Genomic DNA, 21448 nt, shown 5'->3' with positions numbered 1-21448 from the left:
TTAATTCATTATCTGTCTGAAAGCAGGGTTTGTCCGAAACCGTAAAGCAAAATGAAAACTATTGTTACATCTCTACTTTCTATGATCTGGATCTCAGGGTTTGCCCAAAAGCCATTGACTGTTCAGCCGGCAAAATTGAGCTATGCTTTTAGCAACCTGGGTAAAAGGGACACCACCATTGAATCTGACACTTCAAAAGAGAACAAAGAGCCACAATATTTTTATCTTTCGGCCTTTACAAATGTTTTTGTAAACACAAAAGGTGGTGCCGCCAAAAGGTTTGCGCCGGCTGTAGAGTTCGGCCGAACTTATGGTATTTTTGATATAGGCCTGGCAACAGGAAAATTAAACGAATTAAGGGGTAATGATTCAGCGCGGTATATTGAGTTAAGACCGACAATAAACGTATTTTCCAAAGGCCGGTTTGCTGAATCTCTTTGCCTTGGTGCCGGGTATGTACTAAGCGCCAAACAAGCGTTAATGTCCGAAATTTGTAATGGTATTAATTTTAACGTAAGTACCACGTTTGCCATTGCTATAGTGCAGGGCTACGTATTTTTTGATGGCACCAACAGCAACCGCAACGGCCAATATATCGGCATCAATTTAACCTACAACTTTCTGAAACCGCATAGCGTTAACAAACAGCGTAAAAAGGAAGCTATTTTAAGCGACAAATAACACCCGGTACACTGGTCATTTACCATCGTTTACAGCATCACCCTGTAATTCCATTTTACTTTTGCCATAGTTAAAACTATATTCAATGGTTGCGTTAAGCGCTTGCCCGTTAAAATGGCAGGTTATGGTTTCGGTATGCGGACTTTCGATATAACGAAGTTTAAACTGTAATGCGCTGTCAAGGCCCACCGCAGTGCAGCTGCCATCAACTTTATAAGGCAGCAATAGCGAAAAATCTTCCTTTGCACCGTTAAGCAGGCTTGGCCCGTTCATGCTGGTTTCGCCGGGCAGCCATTTTCCGTTACCAAAATCAAGGTCATACGTAGTTGAATCAATTTTCAGGCCCAGCTTGTAAACCGTACCATCATAGTGAAACGATATAGATTTGATATGCAGGCTATTGGGCTTGAGCGCAAATGTACCTTCATGAACTGGAATCTTTGGATCAGTTTTTCCCGCCGGGGGCAGGCTTAAGTTTGCCAGATGGTTGCTCAAATCTTCGTCAGCCTTTTTATTAATTGTTAATGGTTGTTTATGCATAGCAGGCAGTAAATATCTCCATACCAGGTTCAACTCTCCTTGCATATCGGCTGATTCTGATGTGATGGCTATCACCGCATCCTGGTCGGGCATTACAATAATGTACTGGCCAAAGGCCCCATCCGCCCTGAAAGCATTGTGCCGGCAGCGCCAAAACTGGTAACAGTACCCCTGCATCCAGTCGCTTGAGTCTTTTTTACTTTGTGCTGCGCCCGGCGCCTGGTCTATCTTAAAAGTAGTTGCTTCCTCAACCCATCCTTTTGGCAACACTTGTTTACCGTTCCAGATGCCTTTTTGCAGGTAAAGCTGGCCCATTTTTGCCAGGTCCTCTGTTTTTACACGCAGGCCCCATCCTCCGGTATTAATGCCTTGTTTGTCTGCCTCCCAATCCATACCGGTAATACCCAGCGGGTCGAACAATCTCGGTTTCAGATAATCTACCACTTTTTGCCCGGTAACTTTTTGAATAATGGCCGATAGCGTATAAGTAGCCATGGTGTTGTACAGGAATTTGGTGCCCGGCTCATTTTTAATGGGCGTAGCCAGGAAAGATTTTACCCAATTTGCGCTGGTGAACGGAATTATGGAAGTAGGGTCAGGATCCTGGCCGACACTCATCGTCAGCAGGTCTTTGATAGTGAGCTTCGCCAGGTATGGTTTCACCGTATCAGGCAGGCTTTCAGGAAAAAAGGAGGTTATCTTATCATGAATTGAAAGCAGCTTTTCGTTGATGGCAAAACCTACTGCGGTTGAAGTAAAACTTTTACTGCAGCTGTAAAGGCTATGCCGCAGATCAGGCCGGTACGGGTTCCACCAGCCCTCTGCCAGCACTTTGCCATGGCGCAATATCATGATACTGTGAAATTCATGCGTGCTTCGACTCACCGCAGTTAAAAAACTATCTATACCGCCGGCGGATACACCTTCGGTTTCGGGCAGGCTATGCGGGAAAAAAGTGGTCTTTTGCGCGTAGGCCGAGCTGCCGCCCAGCAATAATAACAGCGCAAACCAGTTGAAATATGTTTTGCTTAATTTAAGACAAGATAAAAAATGTCGTTTTAAAACCCGGCGATTTAATGAAAACATGGCGATAATTTTATTGCTTATAATTGAGGTGAATTTAACAACTTTACCGAATTATTTTAAATCGTTTAAAATTATTGTGGACGGCAAACGGCTGTTAAGACGGGTTAAAGCGTATTGTTGAAGGCTTTAGCGCTAAGCTGTATACCATGCTCATAAATTCGTCAATCTCAAAGGGCTTTATGATATAGCCATCGGCACAGCTTTCTATAGCCAGTTCCTTGAGGTTTTTAAATGCCGAATAAAGTATCACCGGGATGTTTTGCGTTAAAGGTGACGCCTTAAGTTCAAGGCATATTTCGCTACCAAGGTCACCGCCCAAAAAATAGTCAAGTATAATAATGTCGGGAGTTATCCTTGCTATTTCGTCAAAAGGTATTCTTTTGTATGATTTTAAGACGGTAAAATCCGACTCCGAAAACATGGTTTCCACCAACTCTACCAGGGCAGGGTCGTCTTCAAGAATCAATAGTTTTTTCATTTATGTTAAAAGTCAAACCTACAATATTTATTTTATGTTAAATATTTTATTTATTACTAAATATTAGATCTATTAACAAAAGTCAAAAGACATATCAAACAATAAAAATTATTTCCCCCAAATCCCCCCAACCGGCGGTGCAACTACATTATCCGTAATTGTTAAACCGTACATCGACTCCAGCGTGTGCAATATATTGTAATGATTCACCTGGCCCTTGTACTCACCCTGTATAAGCTTCGCTCCATAAAACAGGGTGGGGATCCTGTTTTCATTTTTGCTTACATAGTCGTCCTCATCAAAAGTAACTATCAGTAAACTGTTATGCTTTTTGGCCCACTGGGCATACTCATCCAGGTGTTCCTTTAGCCAGGTATCGCCGCGGCGTATGGCATTGGCATCGCCCGACAGGCCAATATTATGCATGTCATAATCCATATCGGGCACCACAAAAGCAACCGTGGGCAGCCTCGTAAAATCTTTCGGAAAATCAGTCACCGGCACACTGCATGACAGGGGGATACAGTTAACACCAGTTCCCAGCCAATTTACCCATGGCGTATGTTTACGGGCATACAAATGGCCAATAGTAACACTGCTGCTCAGAAAAGTGCAGCCCAGGTAGCCCGCCTTTGGCATGGTTTGGGCGTATCCTTTAAAAGTAAGGTGCTTATCTATTAAAGCTTCGCCCAGATTGGGGGTTTTAAAAGGTGTCTTTCCCTCCAGGCATTCATCGCCGGTAACACCCTGCGTACTGCCCGAAAACAGTGCCAGGTAATTAGGCTGGCTGGGATGCCCTATACCATGCGAATTGGTAAATAGCACGCCGCCTTTAGCCAGCTGATTAATATACGGGGCGTTGGCCGAACCAATCAACTCGTGATAGGCATGGTTCTCTTCAATCACCACAACCACATGATCGTACTGGGGGATATCATTCTGAGGCTGGGGCGCAAACAGCGAAAAGATTGCCGCCAAAATGGCTGTATTGGTTTTTATAAAATTCATTTGTAACCTTAACAAGGAATAAGGATAGCATTTTGTTTTTGTCACGCTGGTCCCACTTTTCCCATCCCATTTTTGCGCGGGATAAATGGAATAAAAGCCTGTTTCGTAACCCTCTGGCTGCCTAAAAAGTGTTAGTGCACTTTTTTATTTCAACTGTTTTTGCCCTAAAGGTAAAAACAGTTGGAAACACCCGGAACAACGGGTGCCAGACTGAATTTCCATGTATGCATCAGCGGCCAAACTCAAAGCGCCAGGTTGTCAACCAGCTTCAAAAAACTATAGGTGTCAAAAGGTTTAGTAATAAAACCGTTTGCCGAGCTAACTTTTTCGAGGCTATCAAGATCATAATGGCCCGAACATATCAAAACCGGGATATGCTTTATTTGTTCGTTGGCCCTTATTTCGGCGTAAAGTTCTGTACCGTAACCGTCATTATAATAATGATCCAGTACAATGATGTCAGGATTAATTTCGGTGATCATTCCGGCATTCACCTGCTCCGGTGCCTTAATTACTTCATATCCTGAATTTTGATACATGATTTCGATGATCTCGATCGTGTCTTCATCATTTTTTACAAGGAGTAATTTTTTCAACTGATCAGGGTATTAAGGGTTTTTAAATTGGTGGTGAAATATCGGCGAAATTTATCAATAAATATGTATTAGCTTATATGACAATGGTCACTTATTGATTTTTTTTATTTATCACCTGTCTTTATAAATAATTTTAATAAGAAAGCAAGCCGCGGCATTACAATAATTTATTTTACAAGGCCAGCAAATTAACCATGTCAATAAAATAATAAAGATCAAATGGCTTGGAAATAAAGGCATTAGCAAAGTTTGTCGTAGCCAGCTGTTCGACATGATTACTTGCCGAATAGAGAATTATGGGAATGTGTTTTGTTGAACTGTTCATCTTGATCTCGAGGCACAAGTCGCCGCCGAATCCGTCATCCAGTAAATGATCCAAAATAATAATATTAGGGTTTATATGGGCTATTTCGTCAATACTTAATTTTCTTGCTGATTTCACCACGTTAAAGGTCGAGTATTCATACAATGATGTTATAATGTCAACCGTGTCTGTATCGTTCTCAAAAATTAGTAACGTCTTCACTTTCAGTGTATCTATGCTTTTAATTACAACTAAATTAAGTTTCTTCAACAAAAGGCAAATAGTATTGTTTAATAATTATTCAGATAATTGATCAATATACTGTATCACCTAAATAAGTTAACTTTTAGCAAAATTTTTATTCTTTTACTACATAAATTAAGAACTATTTGATGCAAGATCGACTAACAGATTATTTATCAGTATCATCATTAATTGCGGTATAGCAGCCACTCAAAAATGGGATGGAACAAGCGGGATAGCTCGGAAAAAAACTTTCGTAAACCTATCTCTCTATTTAACCCATCAAATTAAAATCTTCCTCTTCATCAAAAAACCATCTCCATTTTTCCTTATCTTGGCTCAATAAAATTCCTGCAATGAAGTTTTTCTGGGCTTTTTCTTCGTTAATTGTAACCATAGCTTTAATTTGGTTCCTTTCGGCTGTCAGAGTTCTCGGCGGTCCGCCCTTCGGCGCGTTCCTTAACCCTTCAACCGGTTTCTGGCAAAATGCCGAAAGCAAAAACATCCTGCCTGCCGAAAACTTAAAGATCACCGGTTTGCTGGATGAGGTTACCGTTCAGTACGATGATCACCGTATCCCGCATATCTTCGCCAAAAACGACCACGACCTTTACCTGGCGCAAGGCTTTATCACCGCCCGCGACCGTCTTTGGGAAATGGACATCCAAACCCGCAGTGCATCAGGCCGCCTTGCCGAAATTGTGGGGCCAAAAGCTTTGGACATCGACCGCTACCACCGCCGTATGGGCATGGTTTACGGCGCCGAAAACAGCCTGAAAGGCATCATGAAGAACCCGGTATCAAAAATGGTAGTGCTGGCCTATACCGAAGGGGTGAATAGTTATATCCATTCGCTTGCGCCAAAAGATTACCCGCTGGAGTTTAAACTGCTGAATTACGAACCCGAGGAATGGCAACCCATTAATTGCGTTTTCCTGCTTAAACTGATGTCGGAAACGCTGGCTGGCGGCTCGGACCAGTTTGGATTGACCAACGACCTGAAACGCTTTGGGGCCAAAGATGTGAATGACCTATTCCCGGATTATCCCTTCCACGAGGACCCGATCATCCCGGCAGGCACCAAATGGAACTTTAAACCGCTGCCTATTCCGCAGCCATCCAAAGGCTTTACGGCCCAGATGACCGAAGGTATCAAAACAAAAGAAATTGTGCCGGGCATAGGCAGTAATAACTGGGCCATTAGTGGTAGCAAAACCGCTACCGGCTACCCTATTTTAGCCAATGATCCACACCTCAATTTAACTTTCCCTTCTATTTGGTACCAGGTGCAAATGTCGTCGCCAACGGTTAATGTTTGCGGGGTATCCTTACCGGGTGCGCCGGGGGTGGTGATCGGTTTTAACCAGAAGATCAGCTGGGGCGTTACCAATGTGGATGCCGATGTGCTGGATTGGTACCAGATCAAATTTAAGGACAACACCAAAAAAGAATATTGGTACAACAACCAATGGAACAAGGTTAACAAGCGTATTGAAACGATAAAAGTATTGGGCGAAAAGACAGTAATTGATACCGTGCTGTACACGGTACACGGCCCGGTAGTTTATGATAGTTCGACCGAAAAAACTGCGGGTCATCATGAAAATATCCCTGTAGGCGATGCGTTAAGGTGGATAGCGCACGATGAATCGGACGAGTTTATGTGTTTTTACCTGCTTAACCGGGGTAAGGATTATAACGACTATCGCAAGGCCCTCACCTATTTTACCGCGCCCACACAAAACTTTATTTTTGCAAGCAGCGATAAGGACATCGCCATAACACCAAACGGCAAGTTTCCCTTAAAATATAAGGACCAGGGCAAGTTTGTGCTGGATGGCAGCGACCCTGCCGACGACTGGCACGGCTGGATCCCCTACGACCAGAACCCAACGGTTAAAAATCCGGCACAGGGTTTTGTACGCTCGGCGAATGAGTCGCCTACCGACCCATCCTACCCATACTATATCAACTGGCGCTACGAGCAATATTACCGGGGCAAGCGCATCAGCGATAAGCTAAGCGCCATGCAGCATGCCACAGTTGACAGTATGCGCCTGATGCAGATGGATAATTACAGCATTTTAGCACAGGATGTATTGCCTGCGATGCTGAAATACATCGACCCAACAAAACTGCATGCCGACCAGCTAAAGGCCTATAACATAATTAAGGTATGGGATAAACACTATGCCGCCAATGCCATAGGAGCAAGCATATTTAACAAATGGTGGAACAAATTTTACGATACCACCTGGGCCGTTAATTTTGACGATAACAAGGTTTATTTAAAAATGCCGTCGTACGATCGTACCGAGCAACTACTGCTCACTGAGCCCATCTCCAAATGGTTTGATAATCCGGCTACGCCGCAAAAAGAAACCTGTGCCGATATTGTTAACCTGGCATTTACCGCCACCATCGACGAAATGCTGCACAAATATGGCAGCCCCGGCGCAAAATGGCAATGGGGCAACGTCAAAGACACCTTTATTGACCATTTGGCCAGCTTACCAGGCTTTGGCACCGGGCAGTTTTTTACCGGCGGTACGGGCGGTGTTATTAACGCATTGAGGAATAACAACGGCCCATCATGGCGCATGGTGGTACAAATGGGGCCAACGGTAAAGGGCTATGGTGTATTCCCCGGTGGTGAATCGGGCAATCCCGGCAGCTTTTTTTATAACGATATGTTTACCACCTGGCGGGATGGCAAGCTGAATGAATTGTTATTTTTAAATTCGGCTGAGGAAAAATCTAAACGGATAAAAACGACTTTAACGCTTCGGTAACAATTAATAATTAGCAAAATAATGTTTAAACGCAGAGGGCGCTAAGAAGACGCAAAGAGCACAGAGCGATAAAATTATTAAAACTCAGCGCTCTTTGTGCCTCCGCCGTATCGCTGCGTTAAAATTAAAAAATGATAGTTGTATAACGTGATTTACAATACCCAATAAAATTTGATTCTATGCTTTTTTTGATCATCCTGATATTATCATTTGCCGGCGGTTATTTTTTACCCTGGTGGATAGTGGCCATAGCGGCCTTTGGCGCAGCCTTTTTTATCGGTAAAACCCCTGCACGGTCTTTCTGGTCGGGTTTTGCGGCCGTATTTATCGGGTGGACGGTGCTTGCCCTGTTTAAAAGCATCCCCAATGACCATATCCTGGCCAGCCGGGTAGTGCTGTTGTTCCCTTTACCCCATAACTGGATCTGGTTGCTAATAATAACAGCTGTGATAGGTGGTTTGGTTGGTGGGATGTCAGCTTTATCGGGGGTATTATTAAAAAAGGCAGTGTCGAAAAGTGATCAATAAAACTCCTGTTCCCTATGCTATCTGAAGAAGAAATCATTACAACACTCGACTATTCCAACTCAAGCGGTTACTATTCACATTTTACTTCGCTTGGTCATCCATACTCCTATTTAATAGATTGCCGGCTCAATGTTTTTAAGGGAGATAACGACCGGTGGGCTATTGCTATTGAACGATTGGGTTACAACCCACGCGGCGCAAGGATTGACCTCGAAATAGATTATTTTGGAAATTGCCTGGTAAACCAGGAGGAAGATAACGGGCAACTGACAAACACGCACAGGTTTTACCCTATTGACGATGATAGCTATTTTGATAGCATTGAGGAACCCTGCATTAAACCCGATGCAACACACTGGCTGGTACGAGGCTTAAAAGTACCCTTAAGCACTAATAAGCAGGATTACCTGGATAAAGATATTGAGTTAAAAGAATACGAACCAGGGGAGATTAATATTGAAGAAGCAGGCAGGTTGGTAATAATTAGCCATCGGGTTACTTTTAGGGCGACTGACGAAGAACTCTACACCTCTATTCCGGCAGATCTAAAAAAAATATTGGTGCTGGATGAATGGCACCATAAGGATTTTAACGAGATAGACGAACCGGCTATGACTGATGAGCAACTAAAATTAATTTGGGAACTCAACCGCAAAAACTATGAGATCATGGGGATGACATTGGAAACATTGACTTTTATGACCCGTCAGCAGGAGAATAGTAAAACAGATTACAACATACAACAGTGGGAAGAAAACAGGCCAGGCTCCTACGAAACCTGGCCTATGCTGGCAAAAGTTATTGCTACGGGGGATACCTCTCATTACAAGCCAACGTTAGCACCAAATACACACTGGACTAATTGGCCCGATTCGGGATCGCTGTAAAACTTTACAGGCTGATTAGTCTTGTTCCATCCCTCTTAGGGTTTTTTTCAACTCCCTAACCGCGTCTGAATCATTCTTCTCCATTCCAAAAATATCTTCGGAACTAATGTCTGATCCGTAAAAATTGGCATTGGCTTTTTTATCGATACCCAAATTTGAGCCATTGATAGTGATACCGGCAAACAGGCCGCGGCTGCGCGAGTAGGAATACACTTCGGCTTTCATAGCATAGTCGGTATTGGCCGATGTACTGCGACCGACCGGGCCGGCTGCCGCCGAAGCATCGCCACCGATGGTAAAGTCGCCATTTTTCACTTTGGTGAGTACGCCTTTATGACGGAAGATCATCACCAGGTCAACCGACTGAACACCAATCTGGAAGCCGAAACTGCCACCTGTAAGCGTGATGAAAACAGGGTCGCTCCATTTGCCATTGCCAAGTTTAACCATGGCAATACCACGGCCACGTTTACCGCCAACCACAAAGCCGGCGTTTAACAGTTCGGGTACGATAACGATCCCTTCGCAATCTTGTATCAGGTCGTGCGGGATGCTTTCTTTCATCTGGTCAAAATCTTTTAAAACATTGGTTGCGCTGTGTATCTTTTCAACCTCCTTACTTTGGTCTGTTGTGGCAGATACTGTTACAAATAACAGTGTCAGCAAGGCTGGCATCAGCAAAAATCTAATCGTTTTCATGGGTTATTTTTATTAAAATTCGGGTGCAAAAATAATTTTTATATCGATGTAATAACCCTGTAAACGAACAGATGTTTGCATTTATTGGCCTCCATTTTAATTAAATCTTTCAATTTGGCATATATAACAACAGGCCTCGGCGTTACGGGCATGCAGGTATTCCACTTCCGGATGGGTGTCAAAAATAGCTACAATCAGCTCATCCACGTCAGCATCGCCAACCAATTGCGTAAAAGCCATTTGCTGGTTTTTATTATAACCAATAAGCGTTAAAGGGAAGCTTTTCTTGTTGGCCTTAATTTCGGGCGGGAAGCGGTGGATATCGCTATATTCCTCTACATTTTCGCTGTTGATAAAAACCGGGCCGGGCTGGTTGTAGGTATTATCAATAGCGAAAGGGCTGTGGGTAAACACCATACGTTTATCAACTCCTTTAACAAATGGTTTTAATGACACCCTGCAGGGCCCCGCTCCTGAAGCCACCTTTTCAGTTACCTGGTGTCCGAAATCATCTTTCATCGTCTGCCTTATCCTTTGTGCATAAGCTTGGGATAATGGTACAATTTTAAATTTATTCATGTTTTTTACTGTTTGATGGATCAAAATTCAACATAAAAAACACCCCCAAAAACCCGGAACTTGCTAACCTTTTCTTCACCTAATTTTCAAATCTTCAAATTCATCAATTTTCAAATCAAAACCTCCCTATCTTTGTCCCAATGAACAGGCAGCAGGTATTTTCTATCAGTAATGAGCAACAATTTAATGATGCCGCCTTACAAATGTTTCAATACCAGGCAAAAGCCTGTCCTGTTTACCGGAGTTTTATTAAGGGCTTGAATATTGATCCAAAAGCAGTTAATGCTGTAAACGATATTCCCTTTTTGCCGATTGAGTTTTTTAAATCGCATGCTGTTTTAAGTTCCGCCGAGCCGGTTGACGTTATATTTACCAGCTCTGGCACTACCGGAATGATTACCAGCAGCCATTATGTAAGCGATGTAAACTGGTATACCGACAGCTTCAGGGCCGCTTTTAAGTTGTTTTATGGCGACATTGAGCAATACACCATCCTGGCACTGCTGCCCTCCTACCTGGAGCGCGAAGGATCGTCGTTAATTTACATGGCCGATGACCTCATCAAACAATCAAATAACCCGGATAGCGGTTTCTTTTTGTACGATCATGATCAACTGTTTCAGCAATTAAAAAAGCAGCAGGATGCCCATAAACCAACCCTGCTTATTGGCGTAACCTTTGCCCTGCTTGATTTTATTGAAGCCTATAAAGTTGATTTTCCTGAACTGATCGTGATGGAAACAGGCGGCATGAAAGGCCGCAGAAAAGAAATGATCCGCGAGGAACTGCACGAACAATTGTGCCGGGGCTTTGGTGTTAATGCCATACACTCGGAGTACGGCATGACGGAATTATTATCACAGGCCTATTCAAAAGGAGAAGGCATATTCAATTGCCCGCCATGGATGCGCATTATTACCCGCGATACCAACGACCCGATGAGTATCGTCACAGGTGGCAAGGCTGGCGGCATCAATGTTATCGACCTGGCAAACATCAATTCATGCGCCTTTATCGCCACGCAGGACCTTGGCAGGGTTTATGCTGATAACTCATTTGAAGTATTAGGGCGGTTTGATAATTCCGACATCAGGGGATGTAATTTACTGATCGCCTAAAACTTAACTTGCAACTAACATAATATTCTTATTTTTGCCCAAAGCATTAAAATAAAACCATGATAGATAAATTTTTGACAGAAGAACAGGACCCCAAAGCAGTTGAAAAAGTTTATTCGCGCCTTAACGACCTGCTAACTACAGGCGAAGAGATCATATACATAGCAGTTCAAAAAAAGCCCATCGTTAATTTATTTCCGGATTGCGTGGCGCTAACCAACAAGCGCATCCTGATATTCACCCCGGGCAATTTGGGGCTTACATTAAAATTTGTTGATTTTGTTTGGAAAGATATTATTGATGTTTTCACTAAGGAAGAGATCATAGGCGCTATCTTCAGTGTGCGTACAACAAACGGCGCCGAAATGGGGGTTGATTACCTGCCAAAAGTACAAGCCCGCAAACTATACCAATACGCACAGGAACGCAAAGAAGCCGAGCGTGAGGCCCGCCGCTTGCGCGACCTGGAAGAGAAACGTGCAGAATCGGGCGCTGTTCAGTTTGATAATGCCGCCCGTGCCATCGCGCAGCAACCAATAGCTCCCGTTGCTCCGATACCAGAACCGGAACCTGTACATATTCCTGCACCCGTTGTACAGGAAGCACCAAAACCAGATGAGTTAACCGAAAAATTGAAAAAATTAAAGATGCTGTTTGATAACGGCCTCATCTCGCAGGAAGAATATAACCATAAGAAACTGGATTTATTGAGCGACTTGTAGGAAAGTTTATTAGTTCAATGGTTCATTAGTTCATTGGTAAAACGTTATGGCTGACATGCAACCAATAAACTAATGAACCATTGAACTAATGAACCATTGAACTAATGAACCAATTAAACCAGCCTTTCGTCAAAGTCAAACGATTCCGATTTTAATATCCTCACTTTTTTCATCGCCGGATGCTGCGGGTTAAGCAGGTAATTATGCTCCATAGGCACAATGGACGAAGGCATTTTCATTAATAAATATTGCTGATCTTTCAAAAACTCGTCGCCAATGCGTTTTAAGGCGACGGGGCCTGCTACGTCTTTCCAGTTAGCGGGCATGGCTTCAATATAGATTTGTTTTATGCTATTGTCGGGCACTTCTATTTCTACCAGGCAATAGCCGTCGGGGATCATAAGGGGTGGCAGATGAACCAAAACTTCCAATACAGCCAGGGAGCGGGATGATGCGAGGTAGATGGCATCTTTACCTTCGCTGTTCCAGCGGCCGCCATATAAACGTGCGCCGGTACCGCTAAGGTCATTGGCATAATTACATTTGGTGATGCGGTAAAGTACCATCAGGCAAAAATACCGTGCTCAATACGGCCAAGCTCCTTGAAAACCATATCAAAACCGGCAGAGGTATCCAGCATGGCAACTGGTGCTTCGCCGTTAAAAACAAGGCTGGGTGCTTTTATCCATAGCTTAAACTTATCAATGGAGCCGAATACTTCTTCGCCGCGGGTATACAGGCGGGCAAGCTCAACAGCCTTTTCGGCGTACTCAGTTTTTATAATTTCGTTGTCATCATAACGCTGTAAAGTGCGCTCAGAAATATGAAGGATATAAGCTAACTCCTGCAGGTTTAAGGATATTTTTTTAGCAAGCGACATTAATACCCGTTTGGAAAAACCCTGCCGCGCAAGCTTAATGATATCCAGATCATTAGAGAGGCTTACGCTATTGCCGCCCAATAAATTATAAAACGGATTTGAAGAACCAGCAGTAACATAAGCTACCATTGGTTCACTTGCAATATTTTTGATATTTGCTTTTTTATACGACATTAGTACAAATATAAGTACCATTTGTCGTATTTGCAAATTATTCAGCAATAATTAAAAAGTAGTTTTTCTTTCCTTTTTGGGCTACCAGGTACTTGCCGTTTATCAATGTATCTGTAGTATAAATATCGTCAACCGTAGCAATTTTAGCCTTATTGATAGATGCGCCGCCAGCCTGTATCATCTTTTTGGCCTCCCCTTTTGAAGCAAATACCGTGGTATGCACTGCTAAAAGATCCGCTATGTTAATACCTTCTTCCAGGTTAGCTAATTTAACAGTGTGATTAGGTACCCCGTCAAATAAGGCAAGCACTTCTGCATCGCTCAATTCATTTAAAAACTCAATACCTGTATTGCCAAATAAAAACTCGGAAGATTTAATAGCTTTTTCATATTCAGCTTCGCCATGTACGCGGATGGTGATATCTTTTGCCAAAGCTTTTTGCAATGTACGCAAATGCGGTGCTGCGTCCTGTTCTGCTTCAAGGCCTTCTATAGTTTCTTTATTGAACAGGGTAAAGATCCTGATATAGGTTTTAGCATCAACATCACTGGTATTCAACCAAAACTGGTAAAATTTGTAGGGTGAAGTTTTTTCAGCATCAAGCCAGATATTGCCGCCTTCGGTTTTGCCAAACTTGCTGCCGTCTGATTTTTTGATCAATTGGGTAGTTAACGCAAAAGCTTCGCCGGCATCTTTACGGCGGATCAGTTCGGTACCGGTAACAATATTACCCCATTGGTCGCTGCCGCCCATTTGGAGAGCGCAGTTATGGTTTTTCCATAAATAGTAGAAGTCATACCCCTGAACCAACTGGTAAGTAAACTCCGTAAACGACATACCGGTATCGCCATTGATGCGGTTCTTCACCGAATCTTTGGCCATCATATAATTAACGGTAATATGCTTGCCGACATCACGTATAAAATTCAGGAAGGTAAATTCTTTAAACCAATCGTAATTATTTACCATTTGGGCACTGTTGGCACCACAGTCGAAGTTTAAAAACTTCTCCAGCTGGCCTTTAATCCCCGCCAGGTTATGCTGTAAAGCTTCCTCAGATAATAAGTTACGCTCAGCTGATTTTCCCGAAGGATCACCTACCATACCGGTAGCCCCGCCAACCAGGGCAAATGGTTTATGCCCCGCCAGCTGAAAGTGGATCAGCGTCATGATCTGTGCCAGGCTGCCTACATGCAGCGAATCGGCAGTGGGATCGAAGCCGATATAGCCCGAAACCATACCCTTATTCAGCAGTTCTTCAGTACCGGGCATAATATCATGCAATATGCCCCTCCAGCGTAATTCTTCAACAAAGTTCATATCAATATCTTTTCCTGAGCCGGTAATTACCGGGACGCCAAAGATAAAAGAATATTGATATAGGATTTCACCGATTGGAAAAATGATTTCACCGATTCCAGTCTCATCAATATTTAAAAAATAGAACTGCCCATAACGAATTTAAAATCTGCAGAAAACGCATGATCAGTATAATCCAAAAATCATAATCGGTGTAATCAATTTTAAAAATCGGTGAGATCCCAAAAAACAATCGGTGTAATCCCGACATCAAATCAGTGTAATCTCCAAATCAAATCAGTGAAATCATTTTTAAATAATCGGTGAAATCCTAAATATTTACTATTTTGCAAAAAAGGCCTATGAATTTTTTGTCGCACTTTTATTTCGACCGGGATACTGCCAACTGCTATATGGTTTTAGGTACCGTTATGCCCGATCTGTTAAAAAATGCCGACAAAACAGTGATCATTCATCCCGAAAAGCTTAGCCACAACGATCACAACGTAAATTCCATCATCAACGGATGGAACAAACATTTGCTGGTGGACCGCTATTTTCATTCTTCAGATTTTTTTTTAACCCACTCGCACCAGTTAAAAATAAAACTGCTTCCCGCTATGGTTGGTTCGCCGGTAAAGCCATTCTTTTTAGGCCATATTGCGCTCGAGCTTATCCTGGACAACCTGCTGCTAACCACCGGAAAAGTAACAGCAGATGGCTTTTATGATCACCTTGACGGCTGCAAGACACCTGTTGTTGATGAATTTTTAACATCGTCAGGATTAAAAAACACAGGTTTATTTTTTAAATTCTACGATGATTTTAAAAAGAGCAAATACCTGTACAATTATGCCGACACAAAACAAATTGCCTATGCCTTGAAAAGAATTTGCATGCGGGTATGGAAAGACCCGTTTACGGCTGAAAATGAGGCGGCGATGAACGGCATTTTAATGGCTTACCGGGCTTGCCTTGCTGAAGATTTCATGTCGATTTTTGAAGAAATAGAAAACAAAATGAGTTTTTCCTATTAGCTGCCTGGTGTTATTTACAATAAGGTAAATGAATTGAAATCCACTTCGATTGGTACAATTTCGATGCTCATCGCTGTTTCTCTCCTGAAAAATAGCAAAAAAAGCTGAAAAAACGGTCAAAATCAACCAAATATCCCTTTTTAACTTCAAATAAATTTTTATCAAACAAAATTATATCTCTACCTTTGCAGTCCCAATTAGAAAATTGGGAAAAGGAGAAAATTTATTTAATGGCAAAAAAACAGGAAGCAGAAAAAGAACTTAAAGCTAAGGAAGCTGAACTCGACGTAGTTACAGCTACTCAGGAAAAGGAAACTATTGAATCAGAGGCTGATTCAATTTCGATCGAAGAGATCAAATCAAATGTTACATCTTCAAATGTTGACTTTGATTGGGACGCCGATGAAAAAAAATTCGGCAATTACAGCGACTCAGACCGCGAGAAACTTGAAAAAATGTACGACGGAACTTTCAGTTCTATCACAAAAGGCGAGATCATCACCGGTACTGTTGTAAATGTAAATAACAAAGATGTGGTATTGAACATCGGATTTAAATCTGACGGTTTGGTATCTGTATCTGAGTTCCGTGATACACCTGATCTGAAGATCGGTGACACTGTTGAGGTTTACGTTGAATCGCAGGAAGATGCTAACGGTCAGTTAGTATTATCACGCAAACGCGCTAAAACTCAAAAATCATGGGAACGTATTAATTCTGCACTCGACAATGATGAGATCATCACTGGTTTTGTTAAGAGCAGGACTAAAGGTGGTCTGATCGTAGACATAATGGGCGTTGAAGCCTTTTTACCAGGTTCACAAATCGACATTAAACCTATCAGGGATTATGACGTTTATGTGGGCAAAACAATGGAATTCAAAGTTGTTAAGATCAACCACGAGTTTAAAAACGTAGTGGTATCGCACAAAGTGCTGATTGAAGACGATTTGGAAAACCAAAAAACAGAAATTGTTGCCAAACTTGAAAAAGGCCAGATTCTGGAAGGTACCGTTAAAAACATTACCGACTTTGGTGTATTCATCGACCTTGGCGGTGTTGACGGTTTATTACACATCACTGATATTTCATGGGGCCGTATTGAGCATCCGCGCGAAATTTTATCATTGGATCAAAAGATCAACGTTGTTGTGCTTGATTTTGATGATGAGAAAAAACGTATCGCTTTAGGCTTAAAACAATTAACTCCTCATCCTTGGCAAAGCCTTTCTGAAGAAATTCAGGTGGGATCACATGTTAAAGGTAAGATCGTTACTGTTGCCGATTACGGTGCATTCCTTGAAATCATCCCTGGTGTTGAAGGTTTGATCCACGTATCTGAAATGTCATGGTCTCAGAATCTGCGCAACCCTCAGGAATTCCTGAAAGTTGGCGACGAAGTTGAAGCACAGGTATTGACATTAGATCGCGACGAACGCAAAATGTCATTAGGCATTAAACAATTAACGCCTGATCCATGGCAACATGCTGCTGAAAAATATGCCGTAGGCACCCAGCACATCGCTACTGTTAAAAACATGACCAACTTTGGTGTGTTTGTTGAATTGGAAGACGGCATTGACGGCCTGATCCACATCAGCGACCTTTCATGGTCTAAAAAGATCAACCATCCAAACGAATTCACTAAAGTTGGTGAAAAACTGGATGTGTCCGTATTGGATCTTGATGTTGACAACCGCAAATTAAGCTTAGGTCACAAACAACTGGAAGAAAATCCCTGGGATACTTTTGAAACCATCTTCACTATCGATTCGATACATGAAGGTACCGTTATCAAAGTAACTGACAAAGGCGCTATTGTTGCTTTACCTTATGGTGTTGAAGGCTTCTGCCCAACCAAACACCTGGTTAAAGAAGATGGCAAGAGCTTAAAAGCTGAAGAAGCTGCTGAGTTCAAGATCATTGAATTTAACAAGGAAAACAAACGTATCGTTATCTCTCATTCACGCATCTGGGAAGAAGCCCGTGCAGAAGCAAGGGTACAGGAATTTGAAACCCGTAAAAAGGAAGCAAAATCTGCCAGCAATGCAGTGAAGAAGGTTAAAGATTCGGTTGAAAAATCAACTTTAGGCGATCTGAGCGTATTGGCACAGTTAAAAGAGCAAATGGAAGGCGCTGAAAATAAAGCCCGCAAGGCTGTAAAAAAACCAGCATCTGAAGAAGAAGCTCAATAAGCTTTAAATAAATTTCCCTTTAAGCCCTTCCGGAACTATTTCGGAAGGGCTTTTTTGTGCCTCACCCTGCCCTCTCCAAAGGAGAGGGTTTTGAAATGCCCCAATAAATAACTAAATATGCTAGTCAAAAGTCCTCTCTTTTGGAGAGGATTTAGGTGAGGCTAAATGCATAGAAGATCCTTTATAAAAAGAACGATGCCCGGCGAAACTAACCTCAACGAATTACTAAAAACCATGCGCCCCACCCTGAATGATGGCGACTATATTTTTTGCACAATACCGGCTTCACAAACTATTGATCCTTCCCAAATCATAGGCTCATTTAAGGAAAAAGAAGGCCTGACCGTTATCCTTGATAAAAACGTCGCAGATAACTTAAACTTAAACTATACCTATATCGCTGCGTGGATAACACTAACCGTCCATTCGTCCCTGGAAGGCGTTGGATTTACGGCAGCATTCTCCAATGCACTTGCCAAAGCCGGCATAGGTTGTAATGTGATAGCTGCTTATTATCATGATCATATTTTTGTGGCGAAACAGGATGCTGAAAAGGCGATGCAGGTGCTTGAAGAGTTCAATAGTTAATGTTCGCTTTTGAATGATTTTTACTCTTAGAACTATTAAATAAATTTTCAGTAAATTTGTTTAAACGGAAGCATATTGGTAAATGAATAACAGAAACACCAAAATATCAGATGAAATCCAGGCATCATTTCCTGGCCGTAAATCATATTCCATAGCCGAAATATTAGCCGCTGGTGGTGCAACTGCTTTTGCCAGTAAAATGGGCAAAACTCCGGAGTCGATTGAAGACCGGTTAAAGAAATTGCCTAAAGATGCTTTTTTAACTAAAGACGAAGCTGCAGACGCAATAGAGACGCTGAATGAAAGCAAATGAATCTATTGTTTGACACCAATATTCTAATTCATCTGGCCAAAGATACAAGCCGCAGACTGTTAACAACCGTTATCAATCCTGACAATCAAAAAATTTTCATCTCCGTTGTATCAATTTCAGAATTGAAATCCATCGCCGTACAAAATAAATGGGGCATAAGAAAATGGAACGTTGTTAATGCAATATTGGACGAGGCCGTAATTATAGAAATAAACGAAGGATTGACCGACACTTATGCCGAGATCGATGCTTTTTCTCAACGCAGAAACCCGTCATATGCAAATTATTCCTTTGATAAGCCAAGAAATATGGGCAAGAACGATCTCTGGATCGCGTCAACTGCTGCATTGCTCGGTCTGAAACTCGTAACTACAGATGCTGATTTTAATCATCTGCACCAAATATTCATTGAAGTTCAACATATCAAGCCTGAATTCTTATAACCCCTTTCGCAATCAGCTAAAACGCGTCCGCGATAACGGCAGCCAAATAAATAAGGCTCACAAAGAACATATTTGCCAACTCGGTAAATTTTTCTTCCGGACTTTCGGACTTTCGGACTTTCCTGACTTAAATAAAATAATTACCTTTGCCCAAATCCACCCATACGATGCAAAACCCAACACTGCTCGACGGTCCCAAATTTCAAATTACATTACAGCGTTTATGTCGTCAGTTAATTGAAAATCATAACGATTTTTCAGAATCTGTGCTTATTGGCATACAGCCGAGAGGTATTTACCTGGCCAAACGCATAGCCGAAGAACTACGCAAAATACTGCATGGTAAAACTATCCTCCAGGGCGACCTTGATATTACCTTTTACCGGGATGATTTCCGCCGCCGCGAATCGCAGCTGGTGCCTAATCAAACCAAAATAGATTTTATTATCGAAGGCAAAAAAGTGATCATGATGGATGATGTGCTTTGGACCGGCCGCACTATCCGCGCCGCCATGGATGCCCTGCAGGCGTTTGGCCGACCTGAAAAAATAGAGTTACTTACGCTGGTTGACCGGCGTTATTCAAGGCATATCCCGGTTTCAGCAGATTACGTGGGTATTGAAGTAGATTCCATTGCATCGCAAAAAGTGGTAGTGAGCTGGAAAGAGACGGATGGGGAGGACAAGATTACACTTTTATCTGATGTAAAATAACCGGAAGGAAAGGAATAACGAATAATGAATTTTGAATGTCGAATATTGAAGTGCCGTTAATAAAAAATCAATATAAACTTTAATACATGACAAAAGACATCAAATACGACTTAGAAGAAAGACTAATTGATTTTGCGTTTATCATAGCGGATATAACTGAAGCCTTACCAAATACAAGGATGGGAAACTACATAGCAGGTCAATTAGTACGCTCGGGTTGCTCACCGTCCTTAAATTACGGGGAAGCTCAAGCCGCCGAATCAAGAAATGATTTTATTCACAAGATGAAAGTCATTTTAAAGGAATTACGAGAATCAATGATCTCATTAAAAATTATTGAAAAAAGAGCCATGTATGATTTAAGTCAAACGGCGACAGCAAAAAATGAATGCAATCAGCTGATTGCTATCTTTGTTAAAAGCATTGAAACAGCAAAAAAGAATAACACCAAATAATATCGAACAATGAATATCGAATGTAGAATAAAGAAGTATGCAACTGGCCTTCGCCATTCAAACTTCAATCACTTCTACATTCGATATTCGGCATTCGATATTCGATATTAATAAACCCAATGGCAGGACTCTCAACACGACATCTCTTAGGCATCAAAGACTTAAACGCGGCAGATATTCAACTGATATTTGAAACAGCCGACAATTTTAAAACGGTTTTAAACAGGCCCATTAAGAAAGTCCCGTCGCTGCGAGATGTCACGATAGCCAATATATTTTTTGAAAACTCAACCCGTACCCGCCTGTCGTTTGAACTGGCCGAGCGGCGGTTATCTGCAGATACCATCAATTTTGCCGCTTCATCTTCGTCGGTAAGCAAAGGTGAGACTTTGATAGACACTGTAAACAATATCCTTGCCATGAAAGTGGACATGGTGGTAATGCGCCACCCGTATGCGGGCGCCGGCATCTTCCTTTCAAAACACGTGAAGGCTCAGATCGTTAACGCCGGAGACGGCGCGCACGAGCACCCAACCCAGGCATTGCTGGATGCATTTTCCATCCGCGAAAAATTAGGCGATGTGGCGGGCAAAAAAGTAGTGATCGTGGGCGATATCCTGCATTCACGGGTGGCGCTTTCTAATATATTATGCCTTAAACAGCTGGGCGCCGAGGTGATGGTTTGCGGCCCCACTACGCTGATCCCTAAATATATCGGCTCATTGGGTGTGAAGGTTGAACATAACCTGGTAAAGGCCCTTAACTGGTGCGATGTAGCCAATATGCTGCGTATACAACTGGAACGCCAGGATATTAAGTACTTTCCATCCCTGCGCGAGTACACCATGCTGTACGGATTGAACAAACAGATCCTTGACTCGCTGGACAAAGAGATCATTGTAATGCACCCGGGCCCTATCAACCGCGGCGTGGAGATCACCAGCGACGTAGCCGATAGCAAACAATCCATCATCCTTGACCAGGTAGAAAATGGGGTAGCCATACGCATGGCTGCGTTGTTTTTGCTGGCAGGGCAAAATCCATAATAAGTAAACCTGATGGGCCCTGTTTTTAAATCGTATTTAAGAAA

General features: G+C 42.4%; 24 protein-coding genes. 14 read left to right on the top strand and 10 right to left on the bottom strand.

The annotated features are described in order from the left end of the window. Positions 1-51: 51 nt before the first annotated feature. Positions 52-681: a hypothetical protein gene (locus tag MgSA37_RS07435; RefSeq protein ID WP_157750486.1), complete on the top strand. Its 630-nt coding sequence runs from the start codon at positions 52-54 to the stop codon at positions 679-681. 15 nt (positions 682-696) lie between these two features. Here MgSA37_RS07435 and MgSA37_RS07430 read toward each other — a convergent pair whose 3' ends face one another. The 5 genes from MgSA37_RS07430 to MgSA37_RS07410 form a co-directional block, all read right to left on the bottom strand. Beyond that, complete coding sequence (locus MgSA37_RS07430) at positions 697-2307, bottom strand: serine hydrolase domain-containing protein (RefSeq protein ID WP_096350878.1); 1611 nt, start codon at positions 2305-2307, stop codon at positions 697-699. Positions 2308-2401: 94 nt separating this feature from the next. Beyond that, on the bottom strand, positions 2402-2785 hold the full coding sequence (locus MgSA37_RS07425) for a response regulator transcription factor (protein ID WP_096350877.1): 384 nt from the start codon (positions 2783-2785) through the stop codon (positions 2402-2404). Positions 2786-2893: 108 nt separating this feature from the next. Then, a complete protein-coding gene (locus MgSA37_RS07420; RefSeq protein ID WP_096350875.1) occupies positions 2894-3793 on the bottom strand; it encodes an alkaline phosphatase family protein in 900 nt (299 codons plus the stop codon). 242 nt (positions 3794-4035) lie between these two features. Continuing rightward, positions 4036-4389, bottom strand: coding sequence for a response regulator (locus MgSA37_RS07415; RefSeq protein ID WP_096350873.1), 354 nt, complete (start codon positions 4387-4389; stop codon positions 4036-4038). Positions 4390-4561: 172 nt separating this feature from the next. Continuing rightward, positions 4562-4915, bottom strand: coding sequence for a response regulator (locus tag MgSA37_RS07410; RefSeq protein WP_157750485.1), 354 nt, complete (start codon positions 4913-4915; stop codon positions 4562-4564). A gap of 377 nt (positions 4916-5292) precedes the next feature. On the opposite strand from MgSA37_RS07410, the gene MgSA37_RS07405 reads away from it, so the two are divergent. The 3 genes from MgSA37_RS07405 to MgSA37_RS07395 all read left to right on the top strand — a co-directional run bounded on the left by MgSA37_RS07405 (position 5293) and on the right by MgSA37_RS07395 (position 9142). Next, complete coding sequence (locus tag MgSA37_RS07405; RefSeq protein ID WP_096350870.1) at positions 5293-7728, top strand: penicillin acylase family protein; 2436 nt, start codon at positions 5293-5295, stop codon at positions 7726-7728. Positions 7729-7907: 179 nt separating this feature from the next. After that, positions 7908-8255 (top strand): hypothetical protein, encoded by a 348-nt coding sequence (locus MgSA37_RS07400; RefSeq protein WP_096350868.1) that lies wholly within the window; start codon positions 7908-7910, stop codon positions 8253-8255. Positions 8256-8269: 14 nt separating this feature from the next. Then, positions 8270-9142, top strand: a complete 873-nt coding sequence (locus MgSA37_RS07395; protein ID WP_096350867.1) for a DUF7003 family protein — start codon at positions 8270-8272, stop codon at positions 9140-9142. Positions 9143-9157: 15 nt separating this feature from the next. Here the strand turns inward: MgSA37_RS07395 and MgSA37_RS07390 are convergent, their stop codons facing one another. Beyond that, complete coding sequence (locus MgSA37_RS07390; RefSeq protein WP_096350865.1) at positions 9158-9841, bottom strand: lipid-binding SYLF domain-containing protein; 684 nt, start codon at positions 9839-9841, stop codon at positions 9158-9160. Between the two features lie 96 nt (positions 9842-9937). Next, entirely contained in the window at positions 9938-10420 is a 483-nt protein-coding gene (locus MgSA37_RS07385) for a DUF1203 domain-containing protein (protein WP_096350863.1), read from the bottom strand. Between the two features lie 140 nt (positions 10421-10560). On the opposite strand from MgSA37_RS07385, the gene MgSA37_RS07380 reads away from it, so the two are divergent. Further along, positions 10561-11538: a LuxE/PaaK family acyltransferase gene (locus MgSA37_RS07380; RefSeq protein ID WP_096350862.1), complete on the top strand. Its 978-nt coding sequence runs from the start codon at positions 10561-10563 to the stop codon at positions 11536-11538. A 59-nt stretch (positions 11539-11597) separates the two neighbouring features. After that, positions 11598-12260: a PH domain-containing protein gene (locus MgSA37_RS07375; protein ID WP_096350860.1), complete on the top strand. Its 663-nt coding sequence runs from the start codon at positions 11598-11600 to the stop codon at positions 12258-12260. 113 nt (positions 12261-12373) lie between these two features. Here MgSA37_RS07375 and MgSA37_RS07370 read toward each other — a convergent pair whose 3' ends face one another. Genes MgSA37_RS07370 through tyrS form a run of 3 tightly spaced genes read right to left on the bottom strand, consistent with a single transcriptional unit; the run spans position 12374 to position 14635 of the window. After that, on the bottom strand, positions 12374-12826 hold the full coding sequence (locus tag MgSA37_RS07370; RefSeq protein WP_096350858.1) for an RES family NAD+ phosphorylase: 453 nt from the start codon (positions 12824-12826) through the stop codon (positions 12374-12376). Further along, complete coding sequence (parS, locus tag MgSA37_RS07365; protein ID WP_096350857.1) at positions 12826-13314, bottom strand: type II RES/Xre toxin-antitoxin system antitoxin; 489 nt, start codon at positions 13312-13314, stop codon at positions 12826-12828. The genes MgSA37_RS07370 and parS overlap by 1 nt, the downstream gene beginning before the upstream one ends. 37 nt (positions 13315-13351) lie before the next feature. After that, on the bottom strand, positions 13352-14635 hold the full coding sequence (tyrS, locus tag MgSA37_RS07360) for a tyrosine--tRNA ligase (protein WP_096350855.1): 1284 nt from the start codon (positions 14633-14635) through the stop codon (positions 13352-13354). 341 nt (positions 14636-14976) lie between these two features. Between tyrS and MgSA37_RS07355 the strand changes: the two genes are divergently transcribed. The 8 genes from MgSA37_RS07355 (at position 14977) to MgSA37_RS07320 (ending at position 21404) form a co-directional block, all read left to right on the top strand. After that, positions 14977-15651, top strand: a complete 675-nt coding sequence (locus tag MgSA37_RS07355) for a hypothetical protein (RefSeq protein ID WP_096350853.1) — start codon at positions 14977-14979, stop codon at positions 15649-15651. A gap of 230 nt (positions 15652-15881) precedes the next feature. After that, positions 15882-17846: a 30S ribosomal protein S1 gene (gene rpsA / locus MgSA37_RS07350; protein ID WP_096350852.1), complete on the top strand. Its 1965-nt coding sequence runs from the start codon at positions 15882-15884 to the stop codon at positions 17844-17846. Positions 17847-18011: 165 nt separating this feature from the next. Next, positions 18012-18434, top strand: coding sequence for an ACT domain-containing protein (locus MgSA37_RS07345; protein ID WP_197706100.1), 423 nt, complete (start codon positions 18012-18014; stop codon positions 18432-18434). A gap of 82 nt (positions 18435-18516) precedes the next feature. Further along, on the top strand, positions 18517-18747 hold the full coding sequence (locus MgSA37_RS07340; RefSeq protein WP_096350850.1) for a hypothetical protein: 231 nt from the start codon (positions 18517-18519) through the stop codon (positions 18745-18747). Next, entirely contained in the window at positions 18744-19190 is a 447-nt protein-coding gene (locus MgSA37_RS07335; RefSeq protein ID WP_096350849.1) for a type II toxin-antitoxin system VapC family toxin, read from the top strand. Before MgSA37_RS07340 ends, MgSA37_RS07335 begins: the two co-directional genes overlap by 4 nt. A 167-nt stretch (positions 19191-19357) precedes the next feature. After that, positions 19358-19903, top strand: a complete 546-nt coding sequence (gene pyrR / locus MgSA37_RS07330) for a bifunctional pyr operon transcriptional regulator/uracil phosphoribosyltransferase PyrR (protein WP_096350847.1) — start codon at positions 19358-19360, stop codon at positions 19901-19903. Between the two features lie 86 nt (positions 19904-19989). After that, positions 19990-20358 carry a four helix bundle protein gene (locus MgSA37_RS07325; RefSeq protein ID WP_096350846.1) on the top strand — a complete coding sequence of 123 codons (369 nt, stop codon included), beginning with the start codon at positions 19990-19992 and terminating at the stop codon, positions 20356-20358. 119 nt (positions 20359-20477) lie between these two features. Continuing rightward, complete coding sequence (locus MgSA37_RS07320; RefSeq protein WP_096350844.1) at positions 20478-21404, top strand: aspartate carbamoyltransferase catalytic subunit; 927 nt, start codon at positions 20478-20480, stop codon at positions 21402-21404. Positions 21405-21448: the final 44 nt, after the last annotated feature.

It is taken from the genome of Mucilaginibacter gotjawali (assembly GCF_002355435.1).
GTDB classification, from domain to species: Bacteria; Bacteroidota; Bacteroidia; order Sphingobacteriales; family Sphingobacteriaceae; genus Mucilaginibacter; species Mucilaginibacter gotjawali.
Note: the sequence above shows the minus strand (reverse complement) of the source record. Positions and strands in the feature narration are given on the sequence as shown.